Here is a 19,733-nt window from a genome sequence, read left to right as displayed (position 1 = left end):
CCATGCCCGACACCCCGGTCTCTCCGCCTGCCCACGAAGAGCCGATGGAGGAGGTCGTCCGCATCGCGCGGGATCTCATCCGGTTCGATACGACGAACTGGGGCGGCGGGCGCTCGCGCGGTGAGCGTGAGGCCGCGGAATACGTCGGTGCGTACCTCGAGGGACTGGGCGTCGAGCCCGAGTACTACGAGCCGATCGAGCGCCGCACGAACGTGACGGCCCGCATCCCGGGCCGGAACCCCGACAAGCCCGCGCTCGTCGTCCACGGTCACCTCGACGTGGTCCCGGCGGTCGCCGAGGACTGGACGGTCGATCCGTTCGCCGGGGAGATCCGTGACGGGATGCTGTGGGGTCGCGGCGCCGTCGACATGAAGAACATGGATGCCATGGTCCTCACGTCGGTGGCGGACATCCTCCGCTCCGGGGATCAGCCCGAACGCGACCTCGTCCTGACGTTCTTCGCCGACGAGGAGAACGGCGGCGTCGAGGGGTCGGCGCTCGTGGTCGAGAACCACCCGGAGTGGTTCGCGGGCGCCACGGAGGCCATCAGCGAGGTCGGCGGGTACTCGATCGCCCTTGGCGACCGACGCGCCTATCTGCTTCAGGTGGGGGAGAAGGCCCTCATCTGGATCCGCCTGCGCGCTCGCGCGCGTGGCGGCCACGGCAGCCGCTTCCACCCCGCGAACGCCGTCACGCGCCTCGCGGAGGCTGTCGCACGCCTCGGAACGACCGCGTGGCCCGTCGAGCTCACGACGACCACGCGCGCGCTCCTGGACGGCATCACGGCGCTCGACGGCGCGGCCGGCGACCCCGACACCGTCGCCGACCGCACCGGACCCGCGGCCGGCTTCCTGAAGTCCTCGTGGCGGACGACGACGAACCCCACCGGGCTCACCGCGGGTTACAAGCACAACGTCATCCCCGACGAGGCGGAGGCGCTCATCGACGTGCGCGTGCTGCCGGGCACCGAGGACGCCGCTCTCGAAGAGATCAAGGCGATCGTCGGCCCCGACGTCGCCGTCGAGGTGGTCGTGCGCGACGTCGGGCTGGAGACGCCGTTCCGGGGTCCCCTCGTGGAGGCGATGGTGGGTGCGCTCGGCGCACACGATCCGGGCGTCCCGGTGCTGCCGTACCTCCTGTCCGGCGGCACGGACAACAAGGCGCTCTCCCGGCTCGGCATCACCGGGTACGGCTTCGCGCCGCTGCGTCTGCCGGCGGACTTCGACTTCACCGGCATGTTCCACGGCGCCGACGAGCGCGTTCCACTCGATGCGCTCGTGTTCGGCCGGCGTGTGCTCACCGACCTGCTTCGGACCTACTGAAAGGCCCCCATGCACTTCCTCGAGGCGATCTTCCTCGGATTCATCCAGGGGCTCACCGAGTTCCTCCCTGTCTCATCCAGCGCTCATCTGCGCATCGTGGGCGCGTTCCTGCCCGATGCGCAGGACCCGGGCGCGGCGTTCACCGCGATCACCCAGATCGGCACGGAGGCGGCCGTGGCGCTGTTCTTCTGGCGCGACATCGTGCGGATCGTCTCCCGGTGGTTCAACTCGCTGTTCGGCAAGGTCCCACGCAACGACCCCGACGCGCGGATGGGGTGGCTCATCATCGTGGGCACCATCCCGATCGTCGTGCTCGGACTCCTCTTCCAGAAGCAGATCGAGACCGTCTTCCGCTCCCTCTGGCTGATCGCGGGGACCCTGATCTTCTTCGGCGTGCTGCTCGGCATCGCCGACATGGTCGGGGCGAAGCGCCGCAAGCTGGAGGACCTGACCTTCTCGCACGGCATCATCTACGGGCTGGCGCAGTCCCTCGCCCTGATCCCCGGCGTATCGCGGTCGGGAGGCACCGTCACCGCGGGTCTGTTCATGGGCTACGAGCGGGCAGCCGCCGCCCGGTACGCGTTCCTCCTCGCCATCCCGGCCGTCTTCGGCAGCGGGTTCTACGAGCTCTTCAAGAGCATCAAGGAGCCGGGAGCGGCCGTCTACAGCCTCGGCGAGACCGCCGTGGCGACGGCCGTGGCCTTCGGTGTCGGATACGCGGTCATCGCGCTGTTCATGAAGTGGATCTCGAACCACAGCTTCCTGCCGTTCGTCGTCTACCGCGTGGCGGTCGGCTCCCTGCTGCTCGTGCTGCTGTCGATGGGCGTCATCAAGCCGTACTGACGGTTGAGGCGATGACGTATGCCGCGACCATCAGGTCGCGGCATACGTCCCTTCCGCGCGTGCGCTCAGCGGCGCGGAGGCTCGTCTCGTCCGGGCTTGCCGGGCGGGTCGCCGGGGCCATCGGATCGCCGCAGGTAGCGCTCGAACTCGCGCGCGATCGCATCGCCCGATGCATCGGGGGAGTCCCACGTGTCGCGCGTGGCCTCGAGCTGGCGGATGTACTCCCGCATGTCCTCGTCGTCGGCGGCGGCCGCGTCGATCGTCGCCTCCCACGTCGCGGCCTCCGAGGCCAGCTCCCCGCGGGGGACCTGGGCGCCGGTGACGTCTTCCAGCCGGTCGAGGAGGGCGAGGCTCGCCTTGGGGGACGGCGTGTGTCCCGCGACGTAGTGCGGCACGCTCGCCCACAGCATGGCGGACGGGATGCCGGCGTTCTCGGCCGCCGTGGCGATGACGCTCAGGATGCCGGTCGGGCCCTCGTAGGTGCTGCGTTCGAGGTCGAGAGACGTGCGCAGGCCCTCGTTGTCGCTCGAGGCGAAGACGGAGATGGGGCGGGTGTGCGGGACGTCGGACATCATCGAGCCGAGACCGACGAAGCCGCTGATGTCCTCGCGCAGCGCGACGTCGACGATCTCCGCCGCGAACCCCTGCCATGCCCGCGCGGGCTCAGCGCCCGTCAGGAGCCACAGCTGCGTGCCGCGACGCGAGCGCTTCGGCCGAAGGATCGTGGCCGACGGCCACTTCAACGTCCGGCCCCCGTCGGCATCGAGCGCGATCACGGGTCGCGTGTACTGGTAGTCGAAGTACAGCTCGGGGTCGATGTCGAAGACCGTCTCGAAGTCGCCTTCGTCGCGCATCAGCTCGACGGCCGACGACGCGGCCTCTCCCGCATCGTTCCAGCCGTCGAAGGCCGCGACGAGGATTCGCCGGCCGAGTCCATCCACACGAGCTCCTTACGTCTCTTACAGAATAGGCCCGCCTTCCCGCGCGGGTGCGGGCCTCCAGGATAGGCCCGCCCCTTCCGCCCGGGACGGGGCTCGCGGAGTGCTCGGTAGAGTCATACGGTGACATCGCCTGCGCTGCCCGGTCTCGCCGCCGTCCTGTGGGACATGGACGGCACCCTCGTCGACACCGAGCCGTACTGGATGGCGGCGGAGGGCGAGCTCGTCGAGAGCTTCGGCGGCATGTGGACGCACGAGATGGCGCTCGGCCTCGTCGGCAGCGGTCTCGAGGACGGCGCCCGCGTGCTGCAGTCCGCGGGTGTGCGCATGGCCGAGGAGCAGATCGTCCAGTGGCTGACGGATCGCGTGATGGAGGGCATCGTCGACGGTCCTGATCCGTTCCGGCCGGGGGCGCGCGGGCTGCTCCGAAGCCTCAAGGATGCCGGCATCCCCACCGCTCTCGTCACGATGTCGCGCCGCCGCATGGCGGAGGTCATCGTCGACCGCATCGGCTTCGACGCCTTCGACATCGTGCTGGGCGGGGACGATGTCACGCGTCCCAAGCCGTTCCCAGACCCGTACCTTCAGGCCTGCGAGGCGCTCGGCGTCGAGCCCGCACAGGCCGTCGCCATCGAAGATTCGGTCAACGGGCTGCGCTCGGCCGTGGCCTCGGGCGCAGTCAGCCTCGGCGTGCCGCTCGCGCTCTCGCTCGAAGGCGTGGGCGCGCACGAGCTGTGGCCCACCCTGGACGGGCGTGACGCCGACGATCTGCGGGCGCTGCACGCCCGCCACGCCGCCCGAGAGGAGCGCACCCGCGCATGACTGAGACCGACCTGCGCCCGCGAGGGCCCTTCCGCTTCGGCGACCGTGTGCAGCTGACCGGGCCGAAGGGGCGCCTGCACACGATCACCCTGCGCGAGGGCGGCGAACTGCACACGCATCACGGCGTCCTGCGGCACGAGAAGCTCGTCGGCCTTCCTGACGGCTCGGTCGTCGAGAACAGCTCGGGCTCCGAATACCTGGCGCTGCGGCCGCTGCTGCGCGACTTCGTCATGTCGATGCCGCGGGGCGCCGCCATCGTCTACCCGAAGGATGCCGGCCAGATCGTCGTGCAGGCCGACATCTTCCCGGGCGCGACCGTCGTCGAGGCGGGCGTCGGATCCGGCGCGCTGTCGCTCTCGCTGCTGCGCGCCGTCGGCGCCGAGGGGCGGCTCGTTTCGTTCGAGCGTCGAGACGAGTTCGCGGAGGTCGCGCAGGCGAACGTCGAGACGTTCATGGGCGGGATGCCGTCGAATTGGGACGTCGTCGTCGGCGACCTCGTCGAGGCGCTTCCCGGAGCGGTGGAGCCCGCATCCGTCGACCGCGTCGTCCTCGACATGCTCGCCCCGTGGGAGTGCATCGACGTCGTCGCGGACGCGCTCACCCCCGGTGGTGTGGTCATCTGCTACGTCGCGACCGCGACCCAGCTGAGCCGCGTCGCCGAGTACATCCGGGGGACCGAGCTGTTCACCGAGCCGGACGCGAGCGAGACCATAGTCCGGGGGTGGCACGTCGAAGGCCTCGCCGTCCGCCCGGACCACCGCATGGTCGCCCACACGGGCTTCCTCATCACGGCGCGCCGCCTGGCGCCGGGCGCTGTTCCGCCCGATGTGCGCAAGCGCACGGTCAAGAAGGCGTCGTACGGCGACGAGGACGTCGAGGCGTGGACGCCGGGCGCTGTCGGAGACCGGCAGATCACGGACAAGAACCTGCGAAAGCGCGTCCGCGAGGCTCAGCGCGCCGCAGACGGCGCGCGTCTGGCCGCCGGCGGCGACACCCCCGAGTGACCCTCGCGTCGGATTCACAGGCCCGCGCCGCCTAGACTTCTGCGGTGCGCACTCTGTCTGCTCTCCTCGCCGTCGTCGGCCTGTCCGCCCTCGCCCTGACCGGCTGTTCGTCCGGCACCGCCGCGTCGTCGTGCCCGTCGCCGACGTCGAGCGGGTCCGCCGCGAGCCTCATCCAGGTGAGCGGGGACGTGGGCTCGGCGCCGACCGTGACGATCGCCACGCCGTTCCACACGTCCGAGAACTCGTGGACGACTCTCGTGCAGGGCTCCGGGACGCCGATCACGGCCGATGACCAGCTCGTCGTCCTCGGCGTGACCTTCGCGCGCGGCAACGACGGAAAGACCGTGAACTCGGCGTATGGCGCCCAGGCGCCGGTGCAGCCCGTGTCCTACTGGACGCAGCTCTTCCCCGGTCTCCGCAAGGCGCTGCAGTGCGCCACGCCCGGCAGCCGCGTCGCCGTCGCCCTCCCGCCGTCCGGATATGCGCCCGGGGTCGTGAGCGGCCTCGGCCCGAAGGACTCCGGCGCGCTCGTGGTCGACGTGCAGAAGGTCTACCTCACGAAGGCCGATGGTGCCGACCAGTACAACGCGGGCTTCGGCCTGCCGACAGTCGTGCGCACCGACACAGGTCGCCCGGGCGTCATCGTCCCCGACGGATCCGCCCCGACCGATGTCGTCGTCCAGACCCTGAAGAAGGGCGACGGCGAGAAGGTGACCGGCACCGACCCGGTGCGCATCCACGCCCTCGAAGTCACGTGGGACGACAAGAAGGTCGTCAACACGACGTGGGACGGCGAGCCGCAGTCCGTCGATCTCTCGACCCTGTCTCCGGACCTGGGCGACGCGCTGAAGGACAAGACCGTTGGTTCGCAGCTGATGATCGTGGTCCCCGCGGGCCAGGACACGGACAACACCGGCGACACCAAGCAGGCGCACGTGTACGTCATCGACATCCTCGGGATCGACCCCGCGTCGTCGACGAACGGCTGAACGCACCACCCGGCGGCCGACCTGCGCGCCGCCGGGCCCGGCGGCTCAGGGCCCCCATAGGATTGCTTCCGTGGCGACGAACACGGCTCCTGAGGAGCGCCTGCTGAACCTCGTGGTGGCCCTCATGGCCACCGAGCAGGGGCTGACGAAGGACACCATCCTCGAGTCCGTCGCGGGGTACCGCGAGCAGGTCGAAGGCGGTGCGGGTCGCGACGCGCTCGAGAAGATGTTCGAGCGCGACAAGGAGAGCCTGCGGCGCCTCGGCGTGCCGATCGAGACCATCGGGGATGCCGCCGACCCCGACGACCTCCGCGAAGCCCGCTATCGCGTCCCGTCGGGGGAGTACGAGCTGCCCGTCGACATCGTGTTCACCCCCGCGGAGATCGCGCTGCTGAACCTCGCGGGGAGCGTGTGGGGGGAAGGGTCGATGTCGGAGGATGCGCGCAGCGGCCTGCGCAAGATCCGCGGGCTCGGCATCAGCGTCGACGAGCCGATCATCGGCTACGCGCCGCGCATCAATCTGCGCGACCACGCGTTCGCCCCGCTGCAGCAGGCGATCGAGCAGTCGCGCATCGTCACCTTCTCCTACCTCAAGCCGGGCGAGCCGTCGCCGCGGGTGCGCCGCATCCGCCCGCTCGCGCTCGTCGACTACGAGGCGCGCTGGCATGTGTACGGCTTCGACGTGACCGCCGACGGAGACCGGACGTTCCTCCTCTCCCGCATCGTCGGCGACGTCGTCGTGACCCGCGAGGAGTTCGATCCCGCGGAGAAGGATGGTGCGGGGGAGCGCGCGCAGCGCGGACTCGAGGAGGTCGCCCGCCGCAACTCCGCCCTTCTCGAGGTCAATCCCGGCACGGAGGCGTCGCTCCGCCTCGGCCGCCGAGCACAGCCCGCCGAGCAGGGCATCCGCGTGCCGTACGTGGACGTGCACATCCTCGCCGACGAGCTCGCCTCGTACGGCCCCGAAGTGCGCGTCGTCGCTCCTCCGCTGCTGCGCGACGAGGTCATCCGGCGCCTGCAGGCGACCCTTGCGGTCCATGCGCCCGCCGAAGGGAGCGCCGCGTGAGCCCCCGTCCCGCCCAGGCGTCCGCCCGTGCCGCACTGATGCTCCAGCTCGTGCCGTACCTCGTCGCGAAGGAGGAGGTTTCGCTCGCCGAAGCGGCCGCCGACTTCGACGTCTCCCCGGAGCAGATGCGCCGCATGGTGCAGCAGCTGACGATGATCGGCCGCCCGGGCGATGCCGGGTACTGGCAGATGCCGAACGACCTGTTCGACATCGACTGGGAGCTGCTCGAGGAGCAGGACACCATCGTCATCACCAACACCGTGGCCCTCGAGCGCGCGCCGAAGCTCACCGCGCGCGAGGCGGCGGCCCTTCTCGCGGGACTCCAGCTCGCCAGGTCGCTGCCCGGCGTCGCGAGCAGCGAGGTCGCGAACGGACTGCTCGCCAAGCTCGAGAAGGGGGCGGCATCCGCCCCTGCCGACGTCATCGTCGTGCCGCCGCCCGTGGACGCCGTCCGGGTGGCGGTCGACGACGCGCTGCAGTCGGGCGTCGCCCTCTCGTTCACCTACAAGGCCCCGGATGCGGCGCCCACGACCCGCACGGTCGACCCCGTGAAGGTCCACATCGCCAACGGCGAGTGGTATCTGCAGGGTTGGTGCCACCTGCGTCAGGCGATGCGCACGTTCCACCTCGACCGGGTCAGCGACGTGGTGCTCACCGACATCGCGATCACCCACGGCGATGAGCGGGTGCCGGCGCTGTTCGCCCCCGGCGAGAACGACATCGAGGTGCGCGTGCGGTTCGCCGACGAGGTGGCCGCACTCCTCGGCGGGTACTTCGATCGTGCCGTCCTCGAGTCGGAAGGCGGCATCACGACCGCGACGCTCGAAGTCGCCGATGAGCACAGCCTGAAGCGCCTCGCCGCCCGCCGCGGCGGTGACATCGAGATCCTGTCGCCTCCTGCTGCGCGATGCGCGGCGGCCGCGTGGGCCGAGGCGGGCCTCGCGCAGTACGTCTGAGGATTAGCGGCGAACGCGCGGACATCCGTCTTCCTCGGTATTAGACTGACACCAAACGACTTGGAGGAATCCTCATGGGCGCACTCGGATGGCCGCACCTGCTGATCATCCTCGCCGTCATCATCCTGATCTTCGGCGCGGCCAAGCTGCCCGCGCTCGCCAAGAGCCTTGGGCAGTCGGCGCGAGTGTTCAAGGGCGAGATGAAGGCCATGAAGGACGAGGACAAGACCACCGACGGCAAGGCGGAGCAGTCTTCCGCCGATGACGCTGCGAACGCGCCGGTCGAGTCGGGCAAGCCCGCAGAACCGCGCCCCTGACGGCTGTGGCCACGGCCGAATCCCCCCGGCTCAGCGATCCGGGGGTACCCCGCAACGACAAGCGGATGCCGCTGATGAAGCATCTGCTGGAGTTGCGGCGGCGCCTGTTCATCTCGGCCGCCGCGTTGATCGTCTGCATGATCGTCGCGTTCATCTTCTCTGAGCCGATCATCAATCTGATGTCGGAGCCGATCGTCAAGATCGCCGCCGAACACGGTCACAGGATGACGGCGCTGAACTTCAACACGGTCTCGAGCGGCTTCGATCTGCACATGCGGATCGCGTTCGCAATCGGGCTGCTGGTCTCTGCGCCGATCTGGCTGTGGCAGATCTGGGCGTTCATCATGCCCGGGCTCACCCGCAAGGAGATCCGCTACACGGTCGGGTTCATGGCGGCCGCGATCCCGCTCTTCGCCGCCGGCCTGTACGTCGGGTGGATCATCATGCCCCACATGGTGCAGATCATGGCGACCTTCGTCCCCGGCGGTCCCGGCTTCTCGCAGTTCTTCAGCTACGACACGTACTACGACTTCGTCTTCAAACTGCTGCTCGTGATCGGCGTCTCCTTCGTGACCCCGGTGTTCCTCGTCGCGTTGAACCTCGCGGGCATCGTCTCCGGACGCGGCATCCTCAAGGGCTGGCGCATCGCGATCATCATCATCGCGATCTTCGCCGCGGCCGCGACCCCGGCTGCCGATGTGACGTCGATGCTGCTCCTCGGCGGGATCCTCGCCGTCCTCTACTTCGCCGCGGTTGGCATTTCGATGCTCTTCGACAGGCGCAGGCGCAAGCGCGACAAGGACCTCCTCCCGCCGGAGATCGCGGGTTGAGTTCGCCCTCCGAGAGGTACGCGGAAGCCCGCGAAGCCGGATCGCATCCGGTCACCGCATCCTTCGCCGCTTCGCAGCGGTTCTCGCTCGATCCCTTCCAGGTAGCCGCATGCCGCGCCCTCGAGGAGGACCGCAGTGTGCTCGTGGCGGCCCCGACCGGGGCGGGGAAGACCATCGTCGGCGAGTTCGCGATCCACCTCGCGATGCGGGAACCCGACGAGAAGGCCTTCTACACGACGCCGATGAAGGCGCTGTCGAACCAGAAGTTCCGCGAGCTCGTCGAGGTCTACGGCGAGAGCGAGGTCGGGCTTCTCACAGGCGACACCAACATCAACGGCAGCGCGCGCATCGTCGTGATGACGACCGAGGTGCTGCGCAACATGCTCTACGCCGACTCTCCGGCGCTGCGCGGGCTCCGCTATGTCGTGATGGACGAGGTGCACTACCTCGCCGACCGCTTCCGCGGCGCGGTGTGGGAGGAGGTCATCATCCACCTCCCTCAGGCCGTGCGCCTCGTCTCGTTGTCGGCGACCGTGTCCAACGCCGAGGAGTTCGGCGACTGGCTCGACACCGTGCGCGGCGACACCGAGGTCATCGTGTCGGAGACGCGGCCCGTGCCGCTCGAGCAGCACGTCCTCGTGCGCGCCGACCTCCTGCCGCTGTTCGACGACCGCGCCGGCGTCGCGACTGCCCGCGTCAACCAGGAGCTCATGCGCATCCGCTCGTTCAAGGGCATGAACTACGAGCGAAACCACGCGGTCTCGAGCTATCGCAGCTCGGAACACGCCGGGTACGCCACAAGGCGGCCGAACCGCGGCGGCAAGCGCCCCGTGCGGTCCGCCAACGTGCGACGCATCGAGCGGCTCGACCGCCCCGACGTCGTCCAGCTGCTGGAACGCGCGAATCTCCTGCCGGCGATCTTCTTCATCTTCAGTCGCGTCGGATGCGATGCCGCGGTGCAGCAGGTCCGTCGGGCGGGACTGCGCCTCACGACCACTGAGGAGCGCGCAGAGATCCGCGCCATCGCCGACGAGCGGACGCGGCTGCTGCGGGACGAGGACCTCGCCGTCCTCGGCTACTGGGAGTGGCGCGACAACCTCGAACGCGGCATCGCCGCCCACCACGCGGGACTGCTCCCCGCCTTCAAAGAGGTGGTCGAGGAGCTCTTCCGGCTGAAGCTCCTGAAGGCGGTCTTCGCAACCGAGACCCTCGCCCTCGGCATCAACATGCCCGCCCGCACCGTCGTCCTCGAGAAGCTCGAGAAGTTCAACGGCGAAGCGCGCGTCGCGATCACACCGGGGGAGTACACGCAGCTCACCGGGCGCGCCGGGCGCCGGGGCATCGACGTGGAGGGCCACGCGGTCATCCAGTGGAGCGAGGGCCTGGATCCCCAAGCAGTTGCGAACCTCGCCTCGCGCCGCACGTATCCGCTGAACTCCAGCTTCCGGCCGACATACAACATGGCCGTGAACCTCATCGAGCAGTTCGGACGGCCGAGGGCGCGCGAGATCCTCGAATCGTCCTTCGCGCAGTTCCAGGCGGACCGCGCCGTCGTCGGGCTCGCGCGACAGGTTCGTGAGCAGGAGGAGTCGCTCGCCGGCTACGGCGAGGCCATGACGTGCGACCGCGGCGACTTCCGCGAGTACGCGGGGATCCGGCGCGAGCTCAGCGACCTCGAGAAGCTCAACCGCAAGGACGCGAACGCCTCGCGATCGACGCGCGACGCCCGGCAGAAGCAGATCGCGACGCTCCGGCGACGGATGCAGCGACACCCCTGTCACTCGTGCCCGGACCGTGAGCATCACGCGCGCTGGGCTGAGCGCTATTTCAAGCTGAAGCGGAGCACCGACGCGCTGCGCCGCCAGATCGAGACGCGCACCGGGACCGTGGCACGGGTCTTCGACCGCGTGGTCGAGGTACTCGCGGAACTCGGCTACGTCGAGGGCTCCGGCGCGCAGACGCGCGTGACGGATGCGGGTGCCACCATGCGCCGCATCTACGGCGAGCGCGACCTCCTCGTTGCCGAATCCCTGCGGCGCGGCCTGTGGGAGAGTCTGGATGCGGCATCCCTCGCGGCGCTCGCCTGCTGCCTCGTCTACGAGCCCCGTCGCGACTCCGAGAGTCCGGAGGCGGGTGCTCTGCCCCGTGGACCGTTCCGCGCGGCGCTGGCCGCCACTCAGGAGCTGTGGCAGGCCCTCGACGACCTGGAGCAGGACCACCGGCTCCCTGGATCCGCGCCGGTCGCGGCCGGGCTCGCCACGGCCATGCATTCGTGGGCTCGCGGCGTCCCGCTCGACCGCGTGCTGATCGAGGCGGACATGGCCGCCGGCGACTTCGTGCGCTGGGCGAAGCAGACGATCGACCTCCTCGATCAGCTGTCGCTCGTGGCGGAGACCGGGCTCGCGAGCGTCGCTCGGAAGGCGCTGGATGCCGTGCGCCACGGAATCGTCGCCTACTCGTCCCTGTAGGTCGCTGCGTTTCGGCCGGATTCCGGTCGCCGAGCTTGTCGAGGCGTCGTGGCCTGGCGGGTGCGACCCCTCGACAAGCTCGGGGACCGGTGGTGCGCTGAGGCGAGCCCTGAACGTTTAGGCTCGAATCCGTGCCGCCGCTCCGCCCCGTCCTGCCGCTGTCGGTGGCGGCGTTCGCAGCCGCGGTCGGCGGGCTCGTCCTGACGACGGCCTTCCCGGCGCTCGCCTGGTGGCCGATGGCCTTCGTGGGGGTCGGCCTGGCGCTCGTGAGCCTCATCGGCCGGTCGGTCTGGGGGTCGGTGCTCGTCGGGCTCCTCTTCGGCCTCGGCTTCTTCCTGGTGAACGTCGGGTTCACAGCGCGCTATCTCGGCCCCGTGCCCTGGCTCGCCCTGTCGGTACTCGAGGCGCTGCTCACCGCGGTCGGCGCCATCCCGATCGCGCTTGCCTATCGCTGGCTTCCACGGATCGGCGGGCTGTGGACGCGCCTCGTCGCGCTCCCGGCGCTCGTGGCCGGGCTCTGGACCTCCCGCGAGCTGTTGGTCGGCTCCTGGCCCTACGGGGGCTTCCCCTGGGGTCGCATCGGCCTCACACAGTCCAACAGTCCGCTCGCCGACCTCGCGTCGTGGGTCGGCGTCTCCGGCCTCACGTTCCTCATCGTCGCGCTGTGCGCGGCACTCATCGAGTATGTGCGACTGCGCCGCTTCCGGGATGCCCGGGCGGCGGTCCCGGCGGCCGTGCTCGTCGTCCTGCTCATCGCCGTTCCGCAGTTCCCGACGACACCGGCCGGCAGCATGCGCGTCGGCGCCGCACAGGGCAACGGACCATCCGGCTACTTCGACAAGCGCGAGGACTACGCGGTCATCGACGCGCAGGTCGCCGCGTCCGAGCCGCTCTTCGGCAAGAAGATGGATCTTCTGGTCTGGCCCGAGGGCGGCGTCGACTACGACCCGACTCAGGACCGGCCCACGGCAGCGCTCCTCGATGCGGTGCAGCGTCGATCAGGCGCACCGCTGCTGGCGAACGCGGTGGTCCAGAAGGGCGAGCAGTACTTCAACACCTCGTTCGTCTGGCGGGCGCCCGCGGGGATCACGCAGTCGTATGCGAAGCGCCATCCCGTCCCCTTCGGGGAGTACGTCCCGGACCGCTGGCTGTACGGCGCCCTCGCCCCTGATCTCATCGGACTCATCCAACGCGAGTACACGCCGGGGGAGGACCCGCCCTACGTCACCGTGAAGGGCGTCGGCATCGGGCTCGCCATCTGCTTCGACGTCATCTACGACGACGTGATCCGTGACGGTGCACGCGCGGGCGCGGAGTTCTACGCGTTCCAGACGAACAACGCCGACTTCCGCGGGACGGACGAGAACCTGCAGCAGCTCGCCGTCGCGCGGATGCGCGCGATCGAGACGGGGCGGTCGGTCGTGAACATCTCGACCGTAGGCACGAGCCAGATCATCGCCCCCGACGGTTCGACGATCCAGAGCCTTCCGGCAGACACGGCGGGGCATCTGCTGGCGGACGTGCCCCTGCGCACGGGGCTCACCCCCGCGATCGTCATCGGCGACTGGCTGGAGGCCGCGCTCGGGTGGGGGAGCCTCGCCGCCCTCGTGGTCGTGGGGCTCCTCGTCCGGCGACGGAACGCGAAAACGCCGGCTCCCGAGGGAACCGGCGCTGCGCAGCAGCCCTGAGGATCAGGCGCTGATCTTCTCCTTGGTGACGTCCTCACCAGCGCCGCGGCGCGCACGGATGTACGCCAGACGCTCCTCCAGCAGCTCCTCGAGCTCCGGGATGGTGCGACGCTCCAGCAGCATGTCCCAGTGGGTCCGGGGTGCCTTGTCGTCGCTGTGATCGACCTCGACGGTCTTGTCTCCGACACGCAGTACGGCCTCGGCACCGCACGTGCGGCACTCCCAGGTCTGCGGCACCTCGGCGTCGGCGGCGAACGTCAGGGTGGTGTCGCGCCCGCACGCGGTGCAGGTGTAGGTGAACTGCGCGCGATCGTGGAACACGACGCCGTCCTCACTCTGAAGGCTCTGGGCGCCGAGTCGGATGCCGCGCAAGCTGCGGTCTGCCATTTTGTGGTCCTCTCCTCGCACACAGGTATAACGATGAGACCTGGGCGGATCATCCGAACGGGCCCCTCACCGGGAGGTTTCCCAGCCGATGCTCAGCAGGTTGAACGGCCGCTCGCGGACTCGCGCCGGTGCGGTCGCGCGCGGCGATCAGCGACGTTCGGCGGCGACCCGCAGCCCGACGTCCGCGCGGTCGGTCACGATGCCGTCGACACCGAGGTCGAGAAGTCGTCGCATGTCGTCGGCTTCGTCGACCGTCCACACGTGGACTTCGACATCGTGACGGTGTGCCGCGTCGATGAGACGACGGCTGAGGACCGGCAGCCGGCCCTGCCGTTCGGGGATCTGGAGAGCGTCGATGCCTGCCAGTGCGCGCCGCACCATGCGGTTCGATCGCAGGGCGGCGGCAGCGACGACCCGGGCGATGGTCCCGGTCCCGGCCGATGTGGCCGGACGGATGCCGCGCCCCGCGGCGGCCACGGCATCCAGCACGCGGCGACGCCGATCGTCCGAGAAGCTCGCGACGAGGACCCTCTCGGCGAACGGGGCGATCTCACGGCCCATCGGGACCTCGACGCCGTCCGCCTTCGCGTCCAGGTTGAAGCGGATCGTCGGGAAGGCGTCCAGCGCCTGCGCCAGCGTGATGAGTCCACCGCGCTCCGCCATCAGCTCTTCGAGCTCGGCGAGCCCCACCTCCGCGATGCGGCGCGGGTCGCCCGTGACGCGTTCGAGGGTGTCGTCGTGGAAGAGGACGACAGTGCCGTCAGCGGTCAGATGGCAGTCGGACTCGACGTACGCGACACCTGCCGCGTGCGCGGCAGCCACCGCCGCAAAGGAGTTCTCGGCCATGCCGGAGGCGGCGCCCTCCGGCGTCACGAGTCCGCGGTGCGCCAGGATCCGCGGGCGTGAGGCGCCCGCGAACCACGGATGCGTCACGACTCGGGCAGAGCCGGAGGCGTCGGCGGAACCGGGGGAGCAGGAGGTGTCGGAGCGGCCGGCGCGGTCACCGCGGGCACCGCCGGTGCCGAGGTTGCCGCGCCCTGCGCCGCATCCGCTCCCTTCCCGACGAAACCTGCGGTCAGACCCTTGAGCGCCTCGGTGAATTCGCTCGGGATGATCCACAGCTTGCTCGATGCAGAGTCCGCGATCTTCGGCAGCGTCTGGAGGTACTGGTACGCGAGCAGTTTGTCATCCGGGTTGCCGACGTGGATCGCGTTGAAGACCGTCTGGATGGCCTGGGCTTCGCCCTCGGCGCGCAGCACCGCCGCCTGCTTGTCACCCTCGGCGTTAAGGATCAGCGCCTGCCGGTTTCCCTCGGCGCTCAGGATCGCGGACTGCTTGGTGCCCTCGGCGGTGAGGATCGCCGCACGACGGTCGCGCTCGGCGCGCATCTGCTTCTCCATGGAGTCCTGGATGCTGGCGGGCGGATCGATCGACTTCAGCTCGACGCGGGACACACGGATGCCCCACTTGCCGGTCGCCTCGTCCAGGACGATGCGCAGCTGGCCGTTGATGTTGTCGCGGCTCGTCAGCGCCTCTTCGAGGTTCAGGCCGCCGACGACGTTGCGGAGGGTCGTGATCGTGAGCTGCTCGACGGCGCCGAGGTAGTTGGCGATCTCGTAGGTCGCGGCACGCGCGTCGGTCACCTGGAAATAGACGACCGTGTCGATCGAGACGACGAGGTTGTCCTCCGTGATGACGGGCTGCGGTGCGAACGTCACGACCTGCTCGCGCATGTCGATGAGCGGCCGGAGGCGGTCGACGAACGGCACCAGCAGGTTCAGGCCGGGAGAGAGGGTCTTGTGGTACCGCCCCAGTCGCTCGACGATTCCTGCCGTCGCCTGCGGAACGATGCGGATCGAGCGGAAGATGACGACGAAGACGAAGATGAGGATCGCGAGCGCGAGCACCCACCCGATCGCGGTGGGGATGACGGCGTCGGGATTCATGCAGTGACCTCCGGGGTCGTGGGGGTTGCGGGCGCGGTGGAGACGAAGGCGATGGCACCGTCGATGCGGTCTACGCGCACGGGGGATCCGACCTGGATCTCGGAGTCGGATGCCGTCGCGCGTGCGGTCCACGTCTCGCCGTTGGCGAGCTTGACCAGTCCGCCGAGCCCCGTGACGGGGGCGGCCACCTGGCCGGACATGCCGATGAGGGCTGCGACGTTCGAGGGCGTCGGGTCTTCGCCGCGGCGCAGCCGCCGCAAGAGCGGTGGCCGAAGCCCGAAGATGAGGAGCGCGGCGACAACGGCGGCGATGAGCACCTGCAGCCAGATCGGGGCGCCGAAGAGATCGGATGCGAGCCCCGCGACGCTGCCGACGGCGAGCATGAGGAACGTGAAGTCGAGCGTCAGCATCTCGATCACGAGGAACACCGCGATGAGCACGATCCACCCGATCCAGGCGAACTGCGTGATGGTGGTGATGAAATCCACGTCGACCCTCCCGTTGCTCTGAACACTACACGCGCGCAACGACGCCGCGGCCATCTTCAGGGACCTGTGGAGAACCTCGCTGCCGGGGCCCGGATTGGTAGGGTCGATCCGTGTGCTCGCGCGCTTTCGCGGGCCCTCCCTTCCGCCCGTTCGGGCAGGATCAGCACGACAGGAGAACTCGCGTGACCGAGACCACGACCATCCTCGAACCTCATTCGCTCGACGGGAAGGTCGCGCTCGTCACCGGCTCCTCCCGCGGCATCGGTGCCGACACCATCCGCTACTTCGCGGCAGCGGGCGCGAGTGTCGTCATCAACTATCGCAACAAGGCCCCCCGCGCGGAGAAGCTGGCGGCGGAGCTGCGCGAGGACGGCGCGCAGGCGCTCGTCGTCGGCGCCGATCTCACCGATCCGCTCGAGGTCGGCGGCATGTTCGGCCAGGTCGAGCAGCTCTATCGCAAGCTCGACATCCTCGTCCTGAACGCGTCCGGCGGCATGGAGGGCGGCATGGCGGAGGACTACGCGCTGCAGTTGAACCGCGACGCGCAGGTCCGCGTGCTGGGAGCTGCGCTGCCGCTCATGGCTCCCGGATCGCGTGTCGTCTTCGTCACGAGCCACCAGGCGCACTTCATCCGCACGACGCCGACGATGCCGGAGTACGAGGCCGTCGCCCTGTCGAAGCGCGCAGGCGAGGACGCCCTCCGCAAGCTCATCCCGGGGCTGACCGAGCGCGGCATCGAGTTCGTCGTCGTGTCGGGCGACATGATCGAAGGCACCATCACGGCGACACTCCTCGAACGCGCCAATCCGGGAGCGATCTCGCAGCGTCGCGAGGATGCGGGACGCCTCTACAACGTCTCCGAGTTCGCCGCCGAGGTGGCCCGCGCCGCCGTCGAGCCGGTGCCCGCCGACCACACGCGACTCGTGGGCGACACGAGCTCCTTCGGCGAGGAGTGAGCAGTGCGCGCCGACGACATCGAAACCCTCATCTCGGTCGGCCGCCCGCAGGTCGCGCCGGACGGCTCGTTCGCCGTCTTCGCGTCCTCGCGCCCTGACATCGCCGCCAACCGCGCCGTCGGCCAGCTGTGGCGCGTCGATCTCCCGGACGGCGCCCCGTGGCGGCTGACGCGGGGAACGAGCGACAGTTCGCCGCGCCTGTCCCCGGACGGCACGCGGATCGCGTTCCTCCGAGGCGATGCCAAGGGGAGGCCGCAGGTCTTCGTCGTCGCGGCGTCGGGCGGGGAGCCTGTGCAGGCGACAGATGCCCCCGCCGGCGTGTCGCAGGTGGAATGGTCGCCCGACGCAGCGGTACTCGCGTTCGTCGCACGAGTGCCGGAGGTCGGCCGCTACGGCACCGTGGAGGGGCTGGATGCCTCGTCCGAGGCGCCGCGCCGGATCACCGGCATCCGCTGGCACTCGAACGGCCTCGGCTACATCGGCGACCGTCCGTCGCACGTCTTCGTGGTTGCGGCGCCCGATCCCGCGAGCGAGCCGTTCTATGAGCCGGCTCCCGCCGTCCGCCCGGAAGGCGAGACCGCACCGAAGCGGCGACTCGTCGCCGCGGAGGCCCGCCAGCTCACGAGCGGGGAGACGTCGTATTCAGGCATCGCATTCACCGCTGACGGCTCCGAGATCCTGGCGATCGCGGACGACATCGAGCACCGCGCGCCCGACCTGCGCAACCGCCTCGTCGCCGTGAGCGTGGGCGACGCGGGCGAACGCGTCGTCGTGGACCGCGACTCGGACCTCGGCATCGATGCGGTCGCCGTCGCGCCCGATGGACTGGTGGCACTCATCGCCCAGGACCTCGGTCCCGACGGGGTGGACTTCGTCGCGCCGGCGACGGCGCTCTGGACGGTGGGGGAGTCGGGGCTCCGCCGCATCACCGATCCGGACGCGTTCGACCTCGACGGGATGAGCGGTCAGATCGGCTTCGCAGGCGGCGATTTCCTCCTGCAGCACGCCGCGCGCGGCCGTGTCCACCTCGTGCGGGTGACTCGCGACGGCGAGATCTCGACCGTCCTCGACGGAGACGTCGAGGTGACCGGCCACGGCAGCGGCGGAGACCGCATCCTCGCCGCCGTCGCGCAGCCCGATTCATTCGGAGAGCTGGTGCTCGACGGACACGGCGCGGTGACCTCCTTCGGCACAGCCGCGCAGGCGGCGGGTATCGCCGAGCCGCGCGAGCTTGTCGTGACAGGCCGTGACGGCTACCCGGTGCACGGCTGGGTGGCGACGCCCGACGGCGACGGGCCGTTCCCCGTGATCCTCCAGATCCACGGCGGTCCGTACGCCTCGTACGGCGTGCACCTCTTCGACGAGACGCAGGTGCTGGTGGATGCCGGCTACGCAGTCGTGTACTGCAATCCGCGCGGGTCGGCGGGCTACGGTCGTGCACACGGCCGCGCCATCCGTCAGTCGATGGGCACCGTCGACTTCGCCGACGTCATCGACTTCTTCGAGGGTGCGGTCGCATCCGATCCGCGCATCGACGGATCACGCGCGGGAGTCATGGGCGGATCGTACGGCGGGTATCTGACGGCGTGGGTCATCGGGCACGACTACCGCTTCGCCGGGGCGATCGTCGAACGCGGCTTCCTGGACCCGGCGACCTTCCAGGGCACGAGCGACATCGGCACGTTCTTCGGTGACGAGTACGTCGGCGTGTCCATGGCGGACATCTCCCGGCAGAGCCCGATGGCGGTCGCCGACCAAGTGCGGACGCCGACCCTCGTCCTGCACTCGGAGCTCGACTTCCGTTGCCCGCTCGAGCAGGCGACGCGCTACTACTCGGCGCTCAAGCGCGCGGGCGTCGACACGGAGATGCTCATCTTCCCAGGGGAGAACCACGAGCTGACCCGGGGCGGACAGCCGCGGCACCGTATGGAGCGCTTCGCCGCCGTCCTCGACTGGTGGAGTCGCCACCTCCCGATCGACGGGGGAGCGGAGTGAGCGCGCCCGCCGGATGGTACCCGGACGCGAACGGCCACCCGCGCTGGTGGGACGGATACCGCTGGGTCGATGCCGCACCCGCGACCGCAACGGCGCCTGCGGGCGTGCCGCCGCGTGTCGCTCCGGGGACGAGCGCGAACACCGTGTGGATCTGGCTGATCGTGCTTCTTCCGCTCGTCAGCGCGATCCTCGCGAGCGGGTACCTCCTGCAGCTGCAGAGCGGCATGCTCGACTTCGCGCGCATCGTGCCGAGCGACGGGTCCTCGCCGGATCCGCAGGCGTTCATCCGATGGGAGATGTCCACGGTCTTCAACGGGTGGTATTTCGCGCTGCTCGGCATCGGATGGGTGATCTACGGGATCAGTGCCTGGTTCGCCTATCTCGACTTCCGCGACCTGTCGCGACGCGGATTCGTGCGCCCGTTCCACTGGGCCTGGATCTTCCTGTCGTCCTGGGTGTACGTGATCGGACGCACCGTGGTCGTCGGACGGCGAGGAGGCCGCGGCGCCGCCCCTCTGTGGGTCTTCATCGCCCTGCAAGCCGTGGGCTTCGTCGCCGCGATGATCTGGATGTCCATGTTCATGCAGCAGTTCATGCACGCGATCATGGCCACCCTGCAGACGTCCTGATCGAGCGAAACGAGAAGGGCGCCCGGGGAGCGATCCCCCGGCCCCCCTCTGCGGGGTGTGGGCGCAGGGGGCCGAGAAACTGAACGCGC

General features: G+C 69.8%; 19 protein-coding genes. 14 read left to right on the top strand and 5 right to left on the bottom strand.

Going from position 1 to position 19,733, the window contains the following annotated elements:
* The first annotated feature begins 2 nt into the window (after positions 1 to 2).
* Both QSV35_RS10960 and QSV35_RS10955 read left to right on the top strand, forming a co-directional pair.
* Positions 3 to 1,322 (top strand): M20/M25/M40 family metallo-hydrolase, encoded by a 1,320-nt coding sequence (locus tag QSV35_RS10960; protein ID WP_286288781.1) that lies wholly within the window; start codon positions 3 to 5, stop codon positions 1,320 to 1,322.
* A 9-nt stretch (positions 1,323 to 1,331) separates the two neighbouring features.
* Complete coding sequence (locus QSV35_RS10955; protein WP_286288780.1) at positions 1,332 to 2,165, top strand: undecaprenyl-diphosphate phosphatase; 834 nt, start codon at positions 1,332 to 1,334, stop codon at positions 2,163 to 2,165.
* A gap of 65 nt (positions 2,166 to 2,230) precedes the next feature.
* Here QSV35_RS10955 and QSV35_RS10950 read toward each other — a convergent pair whose 3' ends face one another.
* Complete coding sequence (locus tag QSV35_RS10950; RefSeq protein WP_286288779.1) at positions 2,231 to 3,106, bottom strand: PAC2 family protein; 876 nt, start codon at positions 3,104 to 3,106, stop codon at positions 2,231 to 2,233.
* Positions 3,107 to 3,226: 120 nt separating this feature from the next.
* Between QSV35_RS10950 and QSV35_RS10945 the strand changes: the two genes are divergently transcribed.
* The 9 genes from QSV35_RS10945 (at position 3,227) to lnt (ending at position 13,243) form a co-directional block, all read left to right on the top strand.
* Entirely contained in the window at positions 3,227 to 3,925 is a 699-nt protein-coding gene (locus QSV35_RS10945) for an HAD family hydrolase (protein WP_286288778.1), read from the top strand.
* Complete coding sequence (locus tag QSV35_RS10940; protein WP_286288777.1) at positions 3,922 to 4,929, top strand: tRNA (adenine-N1)-methyltransferase; 1,008 nt, start codon at positions 3,922 to 3,924, stop codon at positions 4,927 to 4,929. The genes QSV35_RS10945 and QSV35_RS10940 overlap by 4 nt, the downstream gene beginning before the upstream one ends.
* Before the next feature lie 44 nt (positions 4,930 to 4,973).
* Positions 4,974 to 5,918, top strand: a complete 945-nt coding sequence (locus tag QSV35_RS10935) for an FKBP-type peptidyl-prolyl cis-trans isomerase (RefSeq protein ID WP_286288776.1) — start codon at positions 4,974 to 4,976, stop codon at positions 5,916 to 5,918.
* Between the two features lie 61 nt (positions 5,919 to 5,979).
* A complete protein-coding gene (locus QSV35_RS10930; RefSeq protein ID WP_286289100.1) occupies positions 5,980 to 6,984 on the top strand; it encodes a helix-turn-helix transcriptional regulator in 1,005 nt (334 codons plus the stop codon).
* On the top strand, positions 6,981 to 7,940 hold the full coding sequence (locus QSV35_RS10925) for a helix-turn-helix transcriptional regulator (protein WP_286288775.1): 960 nt from the start codon (positions 6,981 to 6,983) through the stop codon (positions 7,938 to 7,940). The genes QSV35_RS10930 and QSV35_RS10925 overlap by 4 nt, the downstream gene beginning before the upstream one ends.
* Positions 7,941 to 8,014: 74 nt before the next feature.
* Complete coding sequence (gene tatA / locus QSV35_RS10920) at positions 8,015 to 8,257, top strand: Sec-independent protein translocase subunit TatA (protein ID WP_286288774.1); 243 nt, start codon at positions 8,015 to 8,017, stop codon at positions 8,255 to 8,257.
* Positions 8,258 to 8,322: 65 nt separating this feature from the next.
* A complete protein-coding gene (gene tatC, locus QSV35_RS10915; RefSeq protein WP_286288773.1) occupies positions 8,323 to 9,087 on the top strand; it encodes a twin-arginine translocase subunit TatC in 765 nt (254 codons plus the stop codon).
* A complete protein-coding gene (locus tag QSV35_RS10910) occupies positions 9,084 to 11,555 on the top strand; it encodes a DEAD/DEAH box helicase (protein WP_286288772.1) in 2,472 nt (823 codons plus the stop codon). Before tatC ends, QSV35_RS10910 begins: the two co-directional genes overlap by 4 nt.
* 131 nt (positions 11,556 to 11,686) lie before the next feature.
* A complete protein-coding gene (lnt, locus tag QSV35_RS10905) occupies positions 11,687 to 13,243 on the top strand; it encodes an apolipoprotein N-acyltransferase (protein ID WP_286288770.1) in 1,557 nt (518 codons plus the stop codon).
* A 3-nt stretch (positions 13,244 to 13,246) separates the two neighbouring features.
* On the opposite strand, the gene QSV35_RS10900 is transcribed toward lnt, so the two are convergent.
* The 4 genes from QSV35_RS10900 to QSV35_RS10885 all read right to left on the bottom strand — a co-directional run bounded on the left by QSV35_RS10900 (position 13,247) and on the right by QSV35_RS10885 (position 16,064).
* Positions 13,247 to 13,630, bottom strand: a complete 384-nt coding sequence (locus QSV35_RS10900) for an RNA polymerase-binding protein RbpA (protein WP_286288769.1) — start codon at positions 13,628 to 13,630, stop codon at positions 13,247 to 13,249.
* Positions 13,631 to 13,777: 147 nt separating this feature from the next.
* Complete coding sequence (locus QSV35_RS10895; protein ID WP_286288768.1) at positions 13,778 to 14,563, bottom strand: glycerophosphodiester phosphodiesterase family protein; 786 nt, start codon at positions 14,561 to 14,563, stop codon at positions 13,778 to 13,780.
* Positions 14,560 to 15,576, bottom strand: coding sequence for an SPFH domain-containing protein (locus QSV35_RS10890; protein ID WP_286288767.1), 1,017 nt, complete (start codon positions 15,574 to 15,576; stop codon positions 14,560 to 14,562). The genes QSV35_RS10895 and QSV35_RS10890 overlap by 4 nt, the downstream gene beginning before the upstream one ends.
* Entirely contained in the window at positions 15,573 to 16,064 is a 492-nt protein-coding gene (locus QSV35_RS10885; RefSeq protein ID WP_286288766.1) for an NfeD family protein, read from the bottom strand. The genes QSV35_RS10890 and QSV35_RS10885 overlap by 4 nt, the downstream gene beginning before the upstream one ends.
* A 182-nt stretch (positions 16,065 to 16,246) precedes the next feature.
* On the opposite strand from QSV35_RS10885, the gene QSV35_RS10880 reads away from it, so the two are divergent.
* From QSV35_RS10880 to QSV35_RS10870, 3 genes are read left to right on the top strand one after another with little or no spacing between them, the layout of a single operon-like run.
* Positions 16,247 to 17,020: an SDR family oxidoreductase gene (locus tag QSV35_RS10880; RefSeq protein WP_286288765.1), complete on the top strand. Its 774-nt coding sequence runs from the start codon at positions 16,247 to 16,249 to the stop codon at positions 17,018 to 17,020.
* Between the two features lie 3 nt (positions 17,021 to 17,023).
* Positions 17,024 to 19,015 (top strand): S9 family peptidase, encoded by a 1,992-nt coding sequence (locus tag QSV35_RS10875; RefSeq protein ID WP_286288764.1) that lies wholly within the window; start codon positions 17,024 to 17,026, stop codon positions 19,013 to 19,015.
* Positions 19,012 to 19,644 (top strand): hypothetical protein, encoded by a 633-nt coding sequence (locus QSV35_RS10870; RefSeq protein ID WP_286288762.1) that lies wholly within the window; start codon positions 19,012 to 19,014, stop codon positions 19,642 to 19,644. Before QSV35_RS10875 ends, QSV35_RS10870 begins: the two co-directional genes overlap by 4 nt.
* Positions 19,645 to 19,733 lie beyond the last annotated feature (89 nt).

Origin of the sequence: Microbacterium candidum (genome assembly GCF_030315975.1) — a bacterium.
In the GTDB taxonomy this organism is placed as follows: Bacteria; Actinomycetota; Actinomycetes; order Actinomycetales; family Microbacteriaceae; genus Microbacterium; species Microbacterium candidum.
The sequence above is the reverse complement of the archived record's forward strand: the minus strand, read 5'-3'. Positions and strand labels throughout refer to the sequence as shown.